Origin of the sequence: Chryseobacterium sp. PTM-20240506, assembly GCF_048296755.1 — a bacterium.
Taxonomy (GTDB): domain Bacteria; phylum Bacteroidota; class Bacteroidia; order Flavobacteriales; family Weeksellaceae; genus Chryseobacterium; species Chryseobacterium proteolyticum.
On record NZ_CP182581.1, the window covers coordinates 3,309,745 to 3,327,281 of the forward strand.

Here is a 17,537-nt window from a genome sequence, read left to right on the forward strand (position 1 = left end):
TTTATTTTTCTACTCTGTTTCTTACTTTAGTGTGATAGAACACATTTGGCTTGGTTCCGATCTCTTCCAGTAAATAATATCTTCTGTTGCTTGAGTATAATTCTCTTACTTCAGATTCTTTATCGTTCATGTCTCCAAACGTCATTGCTCCGGTAGAACAAGCAGCAGCACAAGCAGCAGAGTTTTTGAACTCGTTGTCTGTTACTTTTCTGTTCTCTCTTTTCGCAGTTAAGATTGTAGCCTGAGTCTGCTGGATACACATTGAACATTTCTCCATAACCCCTCTTGTTCTTACCACAACGTCCGGGTTTAGTACCATTCTTCCAAGATCGTTATTCATGTTGAAATCGAAACGATCGTTCAGGTTATATGTAAACCAGTTGAAACGTCTTACTTTATATGGACAGTTGTTTGCACAATATCTTGTACCAATACATCTGTTGTAAGCCATATGGTTTTGACCTTGCTTACCATGAGAAGTAGCCGCTACCGGACATACTGTTTCACATGGAGCGTGGTTACAGTGCTGACACATTACCGGTTGGAAAATCACATCCGGACTTTCATTCGGTTCGATTAGGATGTCATATAGATTAGGAACATTTAATCCTCTTTCAATACCTTCTTTAGTTTCGATCTTTTCTTTAGCAGAATAGTAACGATCGATTCTTAACCAGTACATATCTCTGGACATTCTGATCTCTTCTTTACCTACAACAGGAACGTTGTTTTCTGCCTGGCAAGCAATGATACATGCTCCACAACCAGTACAAGAGTTTAAGTCAATAGATAAATTGAAGTGAGGTCCATCAGTGTCATCGAAAGCGTCCCAAAGGTCTATTTTTCTTGCTGGAAGAGCTCCACTGATCGTGTGGTATTCCAAAGGCTTGTTCCATCCTTTGTGCTCGTCATCAAAAGCGACATTCAGATATTCTGTTAAAGGAACTTCTTTAGCGATTTCATAACGACCCATTAGGGTGTTTTGAAGCTGGATACCAGCAAACTCATGCTCTTCACCTGTTTTTTCTATTTTAGCATTAGAAACAACTAAATTAGAACCGTCAAATAAAGGATAAGCATTTACTCCTGTATCAGCCGTTGCTCCGGAATTCTTTTTACCATATCCAAGTGCTAAACCTACTGATCCGTCTGCCTGACCTGGTTGAATGAATACAGGAACATCTTTTATTACAACTCCGTTTACCGTAAGGTTTACAATAGAACCATCCAACTGCATTCTGGCATTCAGATCATTTTTTATACCTAATCTGTCTGCATCTTTAGGAGAAATAGTTAAGTAGTTATCCCAAGACATTCTTGTTAACGGATCCGGTAATTCTTGTAGCCAAGGGTTGTTAGCCTGAGTACCATCTCCGATAGAAGTCTTAGTATAAAGTACTAATTCAAGATCGGAAGCTTTAAAGTTACCTAATTCAGCAAGTGCCTGAGCAGCATTTCCTCCTGCATAAGATAATGTCGTTGCATTACTGGAAGGAACGATACCGTTATACAAAGCTTTGTTGAAAGAGGTACCTCCTAATATAGAAGAAGCACTAGCTTTTAAGTAATCATAGTAGTTATTGGCAGCATTGTTCTTACCATTTTTCCAAACCAATAATGATTCTTCAATCTGTCTTGATTTGTAAATTTTCTGGATAGTAGGCTGCATTAATGTATAAACTCCTGTCTGAGGCTCCATATCTCCCCAAGACTCTAACCAGTTGGCTACCGGAATAACAGCTTTCGCTGCTTTATACATTTCATTTTTCTTATCTGCAACAGCAATTACGTAAGGAACTTTTGTTAAAGATTTTTTGAAATCTTCTCCTTTTGGATGAGAATAGATAGGATCTACATTGTTTGTAATCAATACTCCAACCTGTCCTGCATTTACCCATCCTAAGAATTCCTGGTATCTTGCTTTATCAAATTCTTTTAAGAAGTTCGCTTTACCGGTGAAGGCAACCGAACCTAATTTTTGGTTAATTAAGTGTGCTAAAACCTGTGCACCTTTAGATCCGTCCGCAAATACGACAGCTTTGCTTCCTTTTGTCTGAAGTTCTTTTACGATCTCAGCAGCAATTTTATCAGAAGCAGCACCCCCACCTACGATTGCATTGTAAACTTCAACTAATGTTTTATTTACTGCACTAGGCTTTAGTCTGTATCTTGAGTCAGCATTTGCACCTGTAAGAGACATGTTGGATTCCACCTGAATGTGTCTCAACATGTTTGCTCCCGGTTTTCTTGCTTCTGCATAAGAAGTTTCTAAACTTGAGGCATTGTAATCTCCTAAGAAATCAGCCTGGAAAGAAACTACTAATTCAGAACCTTTAAGATCGTAAACCGGTAATGCTCTTTGTCCGAATACTTCCTGTGCTGCATCTAATGCTGCGGAGTAAGGGAAAGCATCATAAGTTACAAGTTCTGCTGTAGGATATTTAGCTTTGAATTCAGCGAACAACTTTTTGAAAGTTGGTGAAGCAAAAGACTGAGATAAAAGAACAATCTTTTTGCCTGCTGACTGTGCTTCTGCCAAACCTTTAAGAACAAAATCATCTACTTTATCGAAAGTTTCGTCTTTACCGTCAAGCTTAGGTTGTTTTACTTTATCATTATCATAAAGAGAAAGTACACTTGCCTGAGCTCTTGCATTCGTTTTACCTAATTCTCCTGCAGCCGGGTTTGGATCAATTTTAATAGGTCGTCCTTCACGTGTCTTTACTAAAACACTAGCGAAATCGAAACCATCAAAATATGTTGAAGCGTAGTAGTTAGGAACCCCAGGAATGATATCATGAGGTTTTACCACGTAAGGAATCGTTTTAATTACCGGAGCTTCACAAGCAGCAAGTGTTACTGCTGCAGTAGAAAATCCTAATAATTTTAAGAAATCTCTTCTTGAAGTACTTGATCCGTTCTGTTCAGCATCTCCAAGGAAATCTTCTACCGGAATTTCTTCCTGAAACTCTTTTTGAGCCAGCTTATTATTTAAAGCCGGGTCTTTAAGTTCATGAATACTTCTAAATTGTATTTTGTTTGAAGCCATTTATACTTCTAATTTTTAGTTATTAATAATGACATTTACCACACTCAAGACCTCCAATTGCATCTACAGTAATCTTACCACCATCTTTAGGGTATTGTTTTTTCAACTTGTCATGTAGATTCTTGAAGTATTCTTTATTATAACCGTTGTTCATATCAACCTCAGTAGTTCTGTGACACTCGATACACCATCCCATAGTGAAGTCATTAGCCATCTGAACAACATTCATTGTGTCTATTTTTCCGTGACAAGCTTTACAAACAACATCGATTTTGTTATTCGGATTCTTTTTGTTGAAAGAATTGATGATTGCCTGCTCACCCGCTACAACGTGCTGAGAGTGATTGAAGTACACGAAATCCGGCATGTTGTGGATTCTTGTCCATTCTACTGGTTCAGTTTTTCCTGTATACTGTTGTTTTGCAGGATCCCAACCTGTATGCTGATAAATCTTTTGGATTTCACCGTCATAGAACGCTTTGTCTTTTCCTGGCTCCATATAGTGATCTGCATTGTATTCGGAAATTGTTCTGTGACAGTTCATACAAACGTTCATAGAAGGAATTTCAGAAACTTTACCATATTTAGCACTTGAGTGACATAGCTGACAGTCAATTTTTTGTTCTCCAGCGTGAATTTTGTGAGAGAAGTAGATAGGTTGTTCAGGCTTGTATCCTTTGTAAACACCGATCCACATTAACCAGTTCCAGATTCCATAGGTTGCAAGGATCGCTAAAATAACCAAAGCTCCTTTACCTATATAGTGGTATTTTTTATAGATTTCACTGAATGAACGAACTCTCGTTTCATTAAGCCCTGCTAAGTCTTCTGACTGTCCTAATTTAACTAATTGTCTTAGTTTAAGTAAGATCCATACCAGTAAGGCTGCAATTGCTAAAAGTGAAATGATAACAACGTTTGTTGTTGTTTTGTCGGTTGCTGCAGTTGCGGTAGCATCTGTTGCAGTGGCTGCTCCCGCTTCCGGTTTTTTCTCTTCCGGAGCCGGAGGATTAGTTGTAAAAGCTAAGATGTCATCGATATCCTTCTCTGTAAGATTAGGAAACTGAAGCATCTCAGTTTTATTATATTTTTCAAAAATCTCATTGGCGTATTTGTCTCCAGAAGCTCTCAGAGCTTTGTTGTCCTTGATCCACTTGTGAAGCCAATCTCTGTCTACACCACCCTCTGTCTTTACTCGTTCTACAACTCCTTTCAAAGGAGGTCCTATCACTTGTTTATCCAGAGCGTGACATGCAGTACAATTCGCTTTGAAAAGTTTCTCACCGTTTTTAGGATCGCCGTCTTGCCCGTAAAATGAAGCACTGGTTGATAGCAATAAGCCTATTGCGATCAACGTTTGTTTATAATGCTTTCTCCAACTAATCATTTAAATTATCTTATGTTAGTAAAATATTGAACATTCAATCAATCCCGCAAAAATAATATTTTTAACAGGAATTTAACGGCATATAGAAAGGGGAAAATATCATTTACGTTTAATTTGTATTGATTCTAAATAACTCAGTTTGGTATAATTTTTTAATTTGTATAAATTTGCGCAAACAAGTTTAAATGAAAAATTTAATCAAAATATTGTCGGTACTATCCTTTTTTGGATTTTATGAGATTGAAGCCCAGCAGGTTGTAAAGAAGGATACATTGTCCGGAACCGAACTAGTAATGTCAATGGATCCTAAGGTAAAAGATGCTTTAGAGAGTCTCGAAGACAAATGTTCAAGAGTTGTAACCACTACAACACCCCGGGATAGTAGTGACGAAACTTACACCAGACCTACAAAAATATATGTTCCGAATAGGGAATTGACCAATGCGGAAATCTGTAGAAAAAACCCAAGAATTTTAGGGTATAAAATTCAGATTACAACTGTGAAAAGTAACGATGAAGCGAATGAGATCAAATCGTATTTCAGAAAAAGATTTCCTAATCTAAAGGTGGAAACCGATGCGTCTTTGAGACCTAATTATAAGATTTTAGCAGGAAGTTATTTCACGAAACAAAGTGCTTCTTCAGACCTTTCTAAGATCAGAGAATACTTTAAATCTGCTGTTGCAGTACAGTACAGAATATTTTGTGCAGAGGCTAAATAATATAAGCTATATGATAAAAAAATAAAAGCTGAGAAGATTTTCTTCTCAGCTTTTTTATTGATAATAAGAATCTAAGAACCAGAAAAACTCTGTCATCCTGAGGTAGTTATTAACTCCCAGATAAACCAATAATATTCCCAATGTAAGTGTCAGGAATGAGAGTGCTTTCGGAGAAGACCGATAAGAGTAGAACAACCAGCCTAGAAGTATCGGATAGACAAAAACAAAGTGACCGCCATAGATGTAAGACGTATGTAATCCGAATCTCATAATGCAGTGGATAACAATATCTACAACAAAAGAGATCATTACAACTTGTACCAGTTTATTTTTGAAATTTCTGAAATAACTCCAAAATATAAGACTCAATAAAAGGGCAATAAATAAGTAAGCAACCCACGAAGAATAAACATCCATAATAAGACCTTTGAAATGAAAGCCTTTCATATTATGTTTATCACGAATGATAAAATTGGAAAAAAGAATATTGCCACCAAAAAAATACGAAAGAATCATGTCCCAGGTTGGTGTAGACTTTACATTAGAGAACTTTTCATATTGTTCGTTCGTCTTATTGAAGATATTTTTATATTTAAAGTCTATCCGGTTTAGGTATAGCAGTATAAAGCAAATACAAGTAATTACAACTCTTAGTGCAGCATTTCCAAATTTCTTCCATTTTGTAAACAGGTCTTTTTCGAATAAGACAGGAATGAAAACCTTAAAAATGTTGGTAATAGTAAGTCCTGCCACGGAAACTCCAGCGAAAACAAGAGCCAGACCAGATATTTTCTCTTCTTTTTTTAGTTTAATGGCCGCATAATGGTTATAAAGACAAAGAAGAAAAAATGTATAAGTAAAGTTTTCCGGAGTGAAAGAAAGCAGGATGCTTGTTGAGAAAAGCCCGAAAAAAAGAATAATAATAAGGTTGATCATCAATGGTATTCTGATGATGTTTTTTAAATATTTAAATACTTGTAATATAGCTAGACTTACCGTGGTTATGCTAAACCATGCCAGAACTAACCTAAAGGTAACATCCGTTTTTCCGTTCGAGATTAGAAAAGCAAACTCTCTTATCCAGTTAAAAAAGTAGTAGGATAAAGGATGTCTTTCGAAACTACCACCGGTCATCACAATTGAACGATTGTCAAAACTGAAATAAGCATCCCAGGGTATTCTGTTATCAAAAATGATGGTGTAATTAATGGCAATGTAAGATCCCAGTATTCCATACAGAGAAAGAAAGAAAAGAAAGACCCATAGCTCAGTGAGCGAAGAAGGAAATATGAGTTTAAAAAAATGGATTAGTTTCGTTTTGAAATTCACCTGTTTAAAGTTTTTGCAAAAGTAAAATAAAAAAACTCACCAATTCCGGTGAGTTTTGTTTCTATGTGTAAAAATCATTTATTCTTTGATGACTTTTTCTGAGGATGATGTCCCATCGTTAAATTCGATCTGCATCAAATAATTTCCTTTAGGGAGTGAAGAAAGATCTGCTTTTACCGAAGCCGTTTTTAAAACTGATTTTCCTGAAACATCAAAAACAGATATTGACTTTATTTTTTTGTCTGTTCTGATTTCAACTTCTCCTTTTGTAGGGTTGGGATAGATGCCTGTTCTAACTTTGGCAGAATTTTCGGATGTTGAAAGAGTGCCTGTAGTAATTTTAACGTCATCTAACATAAACATATATTGATCTGAGGACATATATTGGATACCAATCCTGATTGTTTGACCACTATAAGCATCCAAACTTTGCGTAACTTGCTGCCATGCCGCATAAGGAGCTGTTAATGGGGTTGCGCCAGATATTATTGTAAAGTTCGCAGCTGACGTAGGTGTACCGTTACCGACATATACTCCTATTTTATAGTTTTCTGTAAAGGCAGGAGATAGAGCTTTTACCCAAAGGCTTAACTGATTGCCACCTGCTCCTAATGTTACAGCTGGAGAAATAAGCCAGTCGTTATTTGCATTTACACCAGCAGCCGGCACTGCAGCCCAGGATACAGCTGTTTTTTGTCCACCATGTGGAGTGAAATTTCTTATTTCTTCATCCACTCCTGGTACTGAAGTCAGATTGTTTGTGGCATTACTTGCTGAAAGGTTAAAAATCTGAAATGCCATAGCACCACCGGCATTTGTCCAATTAGCAGTCCAGGTTGGTACGGTACTGCCTCCTACTACAGGCCCACCTCCTGTGTAAGTATTTCTACCGTCTAAATCTAAAGTCAGCCAACTTCCGATATTTGTAATGGCAAAATTCGTGTAAGATTCGAAGCCTTCATCTAACAAGACGGTTTGAGCAGTCCCCATCACGCTTGTTAATAATATTAAAGATAGTAAAGTCTTTTTCATAATGTAATTTTATAGTTATACTCAAAATTAAGCAATTTTTTAATAGATATCACGTATCTTATTTATTATTATGAACTTACGAACTGCAAGACAGCGTGGAACATCCGGAAATATCATCATAATCAACAGGCCTTTTTACGGAAAATTCAGGATAAATTTCCTGATAAGGATTTTCGAGGGCATGTATTAATTTTTTTAATAAATCTTTCTTCCCTTCATTAATTTCTTCAATGCATTGGTACAAAAGATAATTTCTAAGGATGAATTTTGGATTAGCTTTTTGCATCAGGTTGAGAGAGGCTTCCTTTGTAATTTTATTTTTTGAAATTCTTTCTTTGTATTTTTGAATAAAGTGTTTAAGCTTATTCAAAAGATCATCATTTAGGAAGGTATAAGATACATTTTCAAACAACTCTTTCAGGTCATCTCCCTCTTTGAGTTTTTCCAACTGATTAAAAAACAAGGTGTGATCAAATTCTAATTCCTGCATCAATCCCTGCCAGTTGCTGAAAAACTCTTCGTCACCATCTAATAGCTGATCGAATCCGAATTTTCGGCAAAGCATTTTGTCGTGAGCTTCCCAGAAATAATTACCATAATTATTGAGGGTATTTTCTAAAAATTTTTCATCCTTAATTAATGGATGAAGCGCATTTGCCAACTGCCATAAATTCCATTGTGAGATTTGCCCCTGCTTTCCGAATGCATATCTTCTTCCTGGCAAATCGGTGGTATTGGGAGTGAAATTCAGATCATACTCATCCATCATAGAGTATGGACCATAGTCAATGGTAAGCCCAAGCACAGACATATTATCTGTATTCATAACTCCATGTACAAAACCCACTCTGAACCATTCTGTCATCAGATCAGCCGTTCTTGTGCAGATGCTTTTAAAGAAATCTTTATATTTTTCAGAATCCGATGAAGTGATTTCAGGAAAATAATTGAGAATAGTAAAGTCACCGAGATCCTGTAAGGTTTTGTATTCTGCCTGAGCAGAAATGAGCTCGTAATGTCCAAACCGTAGAAAGCTTTCCGCAGTCCTGATAATTATCGCTCCTTTTTCTTTTTGAGGATTCCCGTTGTACATCATATCTCTTATGACATCTTCTCCTGTAAAACATAGGCTTAATGCCCTTGTAGTCGGAACACCAAGGTGATACATAGCCTCACTCATCAGGTATTCCCTGACTGAAGACCTTAATACAGCTCTTCCATCTGCATGTCTTGAATATGGAGTGGCTCCAGGACCCTTCCATTGAATTTCATTTTTTTTCCCGGAGTCATTGATTATTTCCCCAGCGAGTATAGCTCTCCCGTCTCCAAGTTGTCCGGCCCAGTTTCCAAATTGATGCCCGGCATATGCTGTCGCGTAAGGTTGAATATTAGGAGGTAAATTATTTCCAACAAGAAAATCCAGGTCGTTCTCTTCAAACTTTCCTAGGCCGATTTCTTCAGAAAGTTTTTCATTGAAAATAATTAATTCCGGATTGTCAAACCCGGCAGGACTAACCGTTGAGAACAAAACTTTAGGCGTTGCTCTCTGCATTGGATTTCCTGAAAAGTCTCCGGGAAACTTCTTTATAAAAGGCTGTTTGATCTCTTTAATATTCATGAATCAAAGATACAACAATAAAAAAAGACCTTTCAAACAGATTGAAAGGTCTCGTGTATTTGTAAAAGAGAATTTATTTATTAAAATCAATTTCTTCGCTCTTATTGAGGTTTTCATTGACGTTCTCTTCTTTCTTCGTTGTATTGCTTTTTGGTGTAGGATCTACAGGCCTAGGATTTTTAATTTGATCGATTGTCTGAAGTCCTCCCTCATCACCATAACCTCCACTCAATCCTTTGAGATCCGAACATCCGTCTTTCCAATCTGATGGTTTCACAAACTTATCATCTGGAGTAATGCCTAAACTTTTATCTGCCCAGACTTTTTTCATAAATATCGCCCAGATCGGCAATGCCATTCTTGCTCCTTGTCCTTCACCTGTTCCAAAGAAGTGAGTTGCTCTGTCTTCCCATCCTACCCAGGCACCTGTTGCTAGCTTAGGAGTTATTCCCATAAACCAACCATCGGAGTTGTTCTGTGTAGTACCGGTTTTGGCAGCAATTTCCACCGCTTTTGAGATGCCCCTTCTTGAAAGTTCTCCGGAAGCGGTACCAAATTGGGCTACTCCTTTCATCAATTCAATCATGGTGTAGGCATAACGAGGATTCATTACCTCTTTTGGATCTACATTTACTTCTTTGATAACCCTGCTGTTGGCATCTTCTATCCTCCAGATCATTTCAGGTTTATTATAGTTACCATAGTTGGCGAAAGTACTGTAAGCACCAAGCATTTCATAAATCGTGATGTCAGATGAACCTAATGCAATTGTATTGTTTCTTGGAATTTCCTCAGTTACTCCTAGATCTCTTGCAGTCTGTATTACAGCATCTACTCCGGTCATTTCTATGAGACGTGCTGCAACTGGGTTTTGAGAGTGCGCTAAAGCATCTTTTAACGTCAGCATTCCGCCTCTGCCGGGAACATGCCATCCATTATGGTCGTAGGTTCCGTTTGAAACAGCTGAACAAGGTGTCATTCCAAGCTTCATGATAGCAGTTGCATATACGAAAGGTTTGAATGTGGATCCAACCTGTCTTTTACCTTGTTTGATATGGTCGTACTGGAAATGCTGCCAGTCGATTCCTCCAACCCATGCTTTAATCTCACCGGTTCCAGGAACCATAGACATCAAACCTGCCTGAGCGATCTGCTTATGATATCTGATAGAGTCCCAAGGAGACATTTCAACTTCTTCTTCTCCATTCCATGTAAAACGTGATGTTTTTATCGGTTTATGGAATTCCATAAGGATTGAATCTTCAGATACTCCGGCTGCCTTAAGCAATTTGTAACGTCCCGTTCTTTTCATAGCCTGAACCATTACACTGTTGATTTGCTTATCCGTTAAGTAATAAAAAGGTCTGTTTTTTCTGCCTCTTTGTTCTGCATCAAATCTTTTTTGAAGGTCTGTCAAATGTTCTTTAATTGCCTCTTCCGCATATTTTTGCATTTTAGAGTCAAGCGTAACATATATTTTAAGTCCGTCTTTATAAAGGTTTAATTTTTTACCGGTTTCTTTTTCGTGATCTTTAAGATAACTATCGATCTCTTTTTTCAGATAAAACTTATAGTAAGCAGAGTAGTCATCATTGATGTTTTTGATCGGATGATAGTCTAAAGTAATAGGCGTTGCTACCGCTTTGTTGTAAGTATCCTCATCAATATAACCTGTTTTCTGCATCTGCTCCAAAACAACATCTCTTCTTGCCTTCGCTCTTGTCTCATTACGCATAGGATTGTTTTTTACCGGATTTTCCAGCATGGCAACAAACATTGCTGCTTCAGGTAATGTAAGCTGATTGGTGCTTTTGTTAAAATAGATTTTTGAAGCCATTTCAATTCCGTTTGCATTGTATAAAAAGTCAAACTTGTTGAAATAAAGCGTTACAATTTCTTCTTTGGTATATCTTCTTTCAAGGCTTACTGCCACAACCCATTCTTTTAGCTTTTGGAAAGCCCTTGCTAACTTGTTTTGTGAAGCTCCCCCTGTGAAGAGTAGCTTTGCAAGCTGCTGGGTAATGGTGGAGCCACCTCCTCTGCCACCTCCATAAACAACTGCTCTGGCAATTGATTGTAGATCAATTCCGGAGTGTTCTTTAAAACGCTCATCCTCTTTAGCTTGTAGTGCATACACAAGAAAAGGAGGAAGATCCTTATAGGTAATAGGTTGGGTTTTTTCTTTTTCAAATTTGCCTAAAAGAACACCATCTGCAGAAAAAATCTGAGAAGCAACATAAATGTCAGGGTTTTCCAGTTCTTCAACATCCGGCATTTCACCAAGAAAACCTTGTGAAACAGCAAAGAAAGTTCCTGAAATTCCCAAAACAACTACAATGAGTCCAAGCCAAATAAATCTAACCCACTTTTTCCAGGAGGTATTTTTATTATTTTTTTTGGGAGGAAGCGGAAACGTCTTTCCCTTACTTCCTGTGTTTTTTTTGTTTTCTTCCATTTATGATTACGGTTTAGCCGTTTCTATTTTTACTCCAATATCTTCAATCCCCGGAAGGAAATCATTTCTCATCGCTTGTATTAATCCAATTTCATATTTTCCTTTTTGTGGAAACCTGTAATTTAATTTATACTGGAAAAGCGTTTCCTTCGTGTCTCCAAAACCTGTTCCAAGCCATTCTCCATTTGGTTTTGTAAGAATATAATTCAACGTATCCGTCTCCTTTTTCTTGTTTTGAAGATTGGTGAAATTAACGATAAACCTTATATTGCTATAAGGATAATCGTTATTGTTTCTTACAACAAATATAATATTTTTAGGATTCTGTGGATCCGAAATCTCAAGATTAAATTTCTGCTCACTTTTCTTATTCCATTTACTATCAATGGAATTCATCGTGACATGTTCTCCCGGAGAATTACAGCTCAAGAAAAGAATAAGGGATAAAAATCCTAAAACTTTATGCATTGTTATCTTTTTTTGGAGGAAATTTTTTTTTAAATTTTTTCTTGTTTGGATTTTGTTGAGGCTTTTTCTCCTGACCGGAATTACTCGCTTCTACTTTCTCCAATTGAGCTTTTGGCTGCTGAGGCCTTGGCTGTTTGGGGTTATGATTAGAATTGGTATGGTCTGGTTTTTCAGATCTCTCCGGTTTATTTTTCCTTTGTCCCTGATTGTTGTTTTGCCTGTTCTGGTTATTGTGATTCTGGTTTCTGTTTTTGTTGAATCCTTTATTTTTCTTTTCGAATCGATCCACATTATTCTCCTGAATCAGATCAATGCTATGCAACGGGATATCCGGTTGTTTAAGTTCTTCAAGAGGGAGTATTTTTTCTCCTCTTTTATTTTTAGAAATGAACTGTTTTACAAGGTCAATATCAAAATCATACCATGCTACAGAGCTATCCACATAGGCAAACCACATTTTCTTCTTGAAAACGTCAATTTTAATACAGAAAGCTCTTCCTTTTTCTGTATCCAATGTTGTTGACGAAGAAGGGAAATTACTTAATGCATCAAGATAACTGTCTAATTCATAATTTAGACAACACTTTAGTTTACCACATTGCCCGGCAAGTTTTTGCGGGTTGATACTTAATTGCTGATATCTCGCAACGTTGGTATTTACAGATCTGAAGTCGGTAAGCCATGTCGAACAGCAAAGTTCTCTTCCACAAGACCCGATTCCTCCGATTTTTGCGGCTTCCTGTCTGAAACCGATCTGTTTCATGTCGATTTTTGTTCGGAATGTAGAGGCGTATTCTTTTATTAACTGTCTGAAATCGATACGATTATCTGCAGTATAATAGAATGTTACCTTAGAGGCATCTCCCTGATACTCTACATCAGTAACTTTCATTTCAAGCCCCAGATTATGGGCAATCTTTCTTGCCTGGATCTTTACGCTGTCTTCTTTTTTTCTAGCTTCCTGCCAAACTTCAATATCTTTTTGATTGGCTAATCTGTATATTTTTAGTGAGTTTTCTTCAGAAAATTTTTTCTTTTTCATCTGAATTTTCACTAATTCGCCGGTGAGACTTACCACACCAACATCGTGTCCGGGACTAGATTCTACGGTGACTACACTACCTATATGTAATGGAACATTATTTACATTTTTATAAAACGATTTTCTGTCATTTTTAAATCTAACTTCTACAAAATCACACCTGTTAGATGCGGGATTATTGATGTTAGATAGCCAGTCGAAAACACTTAATTTATAACTATTACCACAGGTATTTACATTTTCACAACCATTCGCGGATTTCTTGGGTCCGCAAGAATGCGCAGAATCGCCGGATGTTTTACATCCACAACTCATATAACTATTATTTAATCTTGCAAATTTATATATTTTTATCTTTATGTAATTCTAAAAAATTCAAATATTCGTCAACATCATTGTTTGATATTAAACAAAAAACACTTTTTTATCACCGAATTTTACCAATGTACTAGTATATATGCTTTTATGGTGAATTTTTCCTAAAGTGTTATTTTAAACATAATTTTCTTTTCGTATAATGTTTAAAATATTAAGAAATATTAACAGACCTATGCAAAATAATTTTATATTTGGGTTATATAATAATAGTCTATGAAAAAAATATTAGTATCAACTGCTTTATTGGCGGGTGTTTTATCTTACGCTGGAGGCTTCAGGGTTTCTTTGCAAGGGGTAAAGCAATTGGCAATGGCACATACTAGTGCTCATGCTGAAGATGCAAGTGTGGCATTCTTTAACCCTGCGGGTATGTCATTCATTCCTTCTAAACTGAGTATAGTTGCCGGAGGATTTGGAGCAAGTAATAAAGTTACTTTTCAGAATTTAAATACTTTACAAAGTACAGAAACTGATAATCCTCTTGGAACACCTATTTATGCGGCTATTGCTTATAAACCGCTGGAAAATTTATCAGTAGGTTTCAGCTTTTCAACACCTTTTGGTAGTACGATCCAATGGCCAAATGATTGGGAAGGAAGAGAAATGGTTCAGAAATTAGAATTAAAAAGTTTCTACTTCCAGCCAATGGTTTCAGTAAAACTGGCCCCGTGGTTAGCTTTTGGAGCGAGTTATATATATGCAAGAGGAAAAGTAGACTGGGATAAAGCAATTACTCAATTTGGAGGTGAGGTAAATATTAATGATGAGAAAGCAAGTGGACATGGATACGGGTTTGGTTTCTATTTCAGACCTGAAGAAAAACTGGATGTTAGTATTGCATACCGTTCTCCGGTTGATATGAAAGCGAAGAATGGAACAGCAACATTTAAATTTCCATCACAGTCTATCTACTCATTATTAGGATTAGGAGCGAACGGACAAGATGGTTTCTCTGCAACGCTTCCTTTAGTGGAAGAATATACAATAGGTTTAACCTATAAGATTACACCAAAATGGTTGGTTTCTGCTGATTTTAACTATCATGGATGGGAAAGATACAGTAAACTGACATTGGATTTTGCCAATGCTCCTATTGGAAACCAAGCAGATCCTACGGTGCTTGTTGCTCCAAAAAACTTCAGAAACTCAAAAACCTTCAGGTTAGGAACGCAATATGCATTTAGCGATATGATTTTTGGACGTTTGGGAGCTTATTATGATGAATCTCCTTATTCTGACAACAATTTTATAGCTGAAACACCTTCATTTAATACTTATGTAGTAACAGGAGGGGTAGGCTTTAAGTTGAAACAATTTGGAGTTGATATTGCTGGAGGATATGCAATGCCTCAGGCAAGAGACGTTAATAATGCGAATCTTGGATTCTACGGACAGGCAAAAGCCAGGGCGTTTTATTTTGGTCTAGGTTTATCTTATAATCCTTTTTAATTGAAAGACTATGAAAAAAATTATAATTTCTACAATCGCTGTCTCTGCGCTTTTATTTACAACGAGCTGCGAAAATGATTTTGATACGGATGTTAAAGATATCCAGGTATCGAAAGGGAATGCAGACTTTTCTAAATATGTAGCATTGGGTAATTCATTAACATCAGGCTATAGAGATGGAGCTCTTTATTCAGATGGACAAAATGAATCTTATCCTTCTATGATAGCTCAGCAAATGAAACTTGTCGGAGGAGGAGATTTCAAACAACCGTTAATGCCGGATAATAATGGTGGATTGCTGTTAAATACCTTAGCCGGTCCTGTTCAGATTGCCAATACAAAATTATTCATTAGTGGTTTTGTAAATGGTTCTCCTGATATTAAAAATGCGAATAATAATACAGCAACAGCACTTGTAAATACCATTTTGACGGGTCCTTTCAATAACATGGGAGTTCCGGGAGCAAAAGTGGCTCATTTGCTGGCTCCTGGATATGGTAACATTCAAGGAATTGCTACTAAAACAGCTAATCCGTATTTTGTAAGATTTGCATCAAGTCCTACAACATCTGTAATTGCTGATTTTAAAGCACAGAAGCCTACTTTCTTTTCATTATGGATAGGAAATAATGATGCGTTGTTATATGCTCTTGCAGGTGGAGATGCTACGGTTGAAACCCTTACACCACCGGCACAATTTACACAATATTATAATGCATTAATTAATGAGATTGCCTCTACAAATGCTAAAGGTGTTATCGCAAATATTCCTAGCGTTACTTCTATTCCTTCCTTAACAACTGTTCCTTATAACCCTTTAACAGCTTCTGTTCTAGGTGGAGGTAATGTTACTGTAGGAAATGCAACAATAGATAATTTAAATACAAACTTATACGGGCCATTGAGTCAGATTTTGGCTGCAGTAGGAGGTGCTGGAAGAATAAGGCCTTTGTCTAAAACCGAAGCTAATCCATTGCTTATAGTAGACGAAAGCCTTCCTAATCTAGGTGCTCAGATTACAGGTGCTGCTTTAGCATCCGGAAATCCAACCCTGATTGCTTTAGCAACATATTTAGGAGCTACTTATGGACAAGCAAGACAGGCGAAAGCAGGAGATTTGGTTCCTTTAACTTCTAAAGCTGAGATTGGAACACTTCAAACATTGCCTCCAGGGGTTCCCGCTAGCCTTGGTGCAAAAGGAATTGCTTATCCGTTTGCTGATAAATATGTATTGACGGCAACAGAAGTTACTGATGTAAACACAACCATTGATGCTTATAACGTAACGATTAAAGCAGCAGCAGATGCTAAAGGATACGCTTTTGTAGATGCCAACAAAAAGATGGTTGAACTTAATAGCCAATCCGGAATTTCATTTGACGGGGTAAGATATACTGCGAAGTTTGTAACGGGTGGAGCTTTTTCTCTTGATGGAGTTCACCTGACAGGAAGAGGTTATGCTATTGTTGCGAATGAATTTATTAAATCAATTAATGCAAAGTATAATTCTTCTTTACCACAGGTAAATGCGAATAATTATTCAGGAGTAAGATTCCCTTAAAATATAAAGGAAACAAAAACTTAGAAACCACAAGACTAATTCTTGTGGTTTTTTTTTAAATTTGCAAAATCTTAAAAAGTAAAAATGGCCGATCAGTTAAGTTATCTATTTAGTACAAGGACAAGTAAGGACTTGGCAGAAAAAATTGCTCAGCATTATGGGCAGGGATTAGGAAAAATAAACTTCCAGGAGTTTAGTGACGGGGAATTCGAACCTGTTTTAGACGAATCAGTAAGAGGAGGTAGGGTTTTCCTGATTGGATCTACATTCCCTCCCGCGGATAATCTATTAGAGCTTCTTCTAATGATTGACGCTGCAAAAAGGGCTTCTGCGAAAAGTATTACTGTTGTACTTCCTTATTTCGGACTTGCAAGACAGGATAGAAAAGATAAGCCAAGAGCTCCTATAGGTGCTAAGTTGGCTGCTAATCTTTTAACTGCTGCGGGAGCGACCAGAATTATGACCATGGATCTGCATGCGGATCAGATTCAGGGATTCTTTGAAATTCCTGTGGATCACTTGTATGCGTCAACTATTTTTGTAGATTATATCAGAGACCTGAATCTGGATAATCTTACCATCGCTTCACCGGATATGGGTGGGGCAAAAAGAGCTAAAAACTATGCCGGACACCTGGGTGCTGAAGTAGTAATTGCTTACAAAGAGAGAAAGAAAGCTAATGTTGTAGAGGAAATGTTCCTTATCGGGGATGTAGATGGTAAAAACGTTATTCTTATTGATGACATGATTGATACAGCAGGAACGCTTTGCAAAGCTGCTGATATCTTAATAGAGAAAGGAGCAAAAACAGTTAGAGCAATGGCTACTCATGGAGTGCTTTCAGGAAAGGCTTATGAGAATATTGAGAACTCTAAATTGCTGGAAGTTATTGTAACTGACTCAATTCCTGTTAAAAATAATTTGTCATCTAAAATAAAAGTGCTATCTTGCGCCCCATTATTTGCAGATGTTATGAAGATGGTTCATGAGCACCAGTCAATCAGTAGTAAATTTGTTATCTAATTGATTTACTGAAGTTTGCAAATT

12 protein-coding genes are annotated in these 17,537 nt (G+C 36.9%); 4 read left to right on the forward strand and 8 right to left on the reverse strand.

The features are described 5' to 3' along the window. Nucleotide 1 precedes the first annotated feature (1 nt). Entirely contained in the window at nucleotides 2-3,049 is a 3,048-nt protein-coding gene (locus tag ACNFU2_RS14790; protein ID WP_306613329.1) for a TAT-variant-translocated molybdopterin oxidoreductase, read from the reverse strand. A 22-nt stretch (nucleotides 3,050-3,071) separates the two neighbouring features. Then, nucleotides 3,072-4,436 carry a c-type cytochrome gene (locus tag ACNFU2_RS14795; protein WP_172282022.1) on the reverse strand — a complete coding sequence of 455 codons (1,365 nt, stop codon included), beginning with the start codon at nucleotides 4,434-4,436 and terminating at the stop codon, nucleotides 3,072-3,074. 185 nt (nucleotides 4,437-4,621) lie between these two features. Here ACNFU2_RS14795 and ACNFU2_RS14800 point away from each other — a divergent pair, with 185 nt between their 5' ends. Further along, nucleotides 4,622-5,158: an SPOR domain-containing protein gene (locus tag ACNFU2_RS14800; RefSeq protein ID WP_172282024.1), complete on the forward strand. Its 537-nt coding sequence runs from the start codon at nucleotides 4,622-4,624 to the stop codon at nucleotides 5,156-5,158. A 54-nt stretch (nucleotides 5,159-5,212) separates the two neighbouring features. Here ACNFU2_RS14800 and ACNFU2_RS14805 read toward each other — a convergent pair whose 3' ends face one another. From ACNFU2_RS14805 to ACNFU2_RS14830, 6 genes are all read right to left on the reverse strand, one after another. Further along, nucleotides 5,213-6,487, reverse strand: coding sequence for a DUF6080 domain-containing protein (locus ACNFU2_RS14805; protein WP_273650361.1), 1,275 nt, complete (start codon nucleotides 6,485-6,487; stop codon nucleotides 5,213-5,215). 78 nt (nucleotides 6,488-6,565) lie between these two features. Beyond that, the gene (locus ACNFU2_RS14810; protein ID WP_273650362.1) at nucleotides 6,566-7,519 is read right to left on the reverse strand and encodes a T9SS-dependent choice-of-anchor J family protein; all 954 of its coding nucleotides are present in this window, start codon (nucleotides 7,517-7,519) and stop codon (nucleotides 6,566-6,568) included. Between the two features lie 76 nt (nucleotides 7,520-7,595). Then, nucleotides 7,596-9,137, reverse strand: coding sequence for a protein adenylyltransferase SelO (locus ACNFU2_RS14815; RefSeq protein WP_306613331.1), 1,542 nt, complete (start codon nucleotides 9,135-9,137; stop codon nucleotides 7,596-7,598). 73 nt (nucleotides 9,138-9,210) lie between these two features. Continuing rightward, nucleotides 9,211-11,592, reverse strand: coding sequence for a transglycosylase domain-containing protein (locus tag ACNFU2_RS14820; RefSeq protein ID WP_273650364.1), 2,382 nt, complete (start codon nucleotides 11,590-11,592; stop codon nucleotides 9,211-9,213). Between the two features lie 6 nt (nucleotides 11,593-11,598). Beyond that, the gene (locus tag ACNFU2_RS14825) at nucleotides 11,599-12,060 is read right to left on the reverse strand and encodes a gliding motility lipoprotein GldH (protein WP_273650365.1); all 462 of its coding nucleotides are present in this window, start codon (nucleotides 12,058-12,060) and stop codon (nucleotides 11,599-11,601) included. Continuing rightward, the gene (locus ACNFU2_RS14830) at nucleotides 12,053-13,417 is read right to left on the reverse strand and encodes a PSP1 domain-containing protein (RefSeq protein ID WP_273650366.1); all 1,365 of its coding nucleotides are present in this window, start codon (nucleotides 13,415-13,417) and stop codon (nucleotides 12,053-12,055) included. Before ACNFU2_RS14830 ends, ACNFU2_RS14825 begins: the two co-directional genes overlap by 8 nt. Nucleotides 13,418-13,693: 276 nt before the next feature. Here ACNFU2_RS14830 and ACNFU2_RS14835 point away from each other — a divergent pair, with 276 nt between their 5' ends. From ACNFU2_RS14835 to ACNFU2_RS14845, 3 genes are all read left to right on the forward strand, one after another. Then, on the forward strand, nucleotides 13,694-14,929 hold the full coding sequence (locus ACNFU2_RS14835; RefSeq protein WP_172282038.1) for an OmpP1/FadL family transporter: 1,236 nt from the start codon (nucleotides 13,694-13,696) through the stop codon (nucleotides 14,927-14,929). Between the two features lie 10 nt (nucleotides 14,930-14,939). Further along, nucleotides 14,940-16,490, forward strand: a complete 1,551-nt coding sequence (locus tag ACNFU2_RS14840; RefSeq protein ID WP_418122167.1) for a G-D-S-L family lipolytic protein — start codon at nucleotides 14,940-14,942, stop codon at nucleotides 16,488-16,490. A gap of 84 nt (nucleotides 16,491-16,574) precedes the next feature. Then, a complete protein-coding gene (locus ACNFU2_RS14845; RefSeq protein ID WP_172282042.1) occupies nucleotides 16,575-17,513 on the forward strand; it encodes a ribose-phosphate pyrophosphokinase in 939 nt (312 codons plus the stop codon). Nucleotides 17,514-17,537 lie beyond the last annotated feature (24 nt).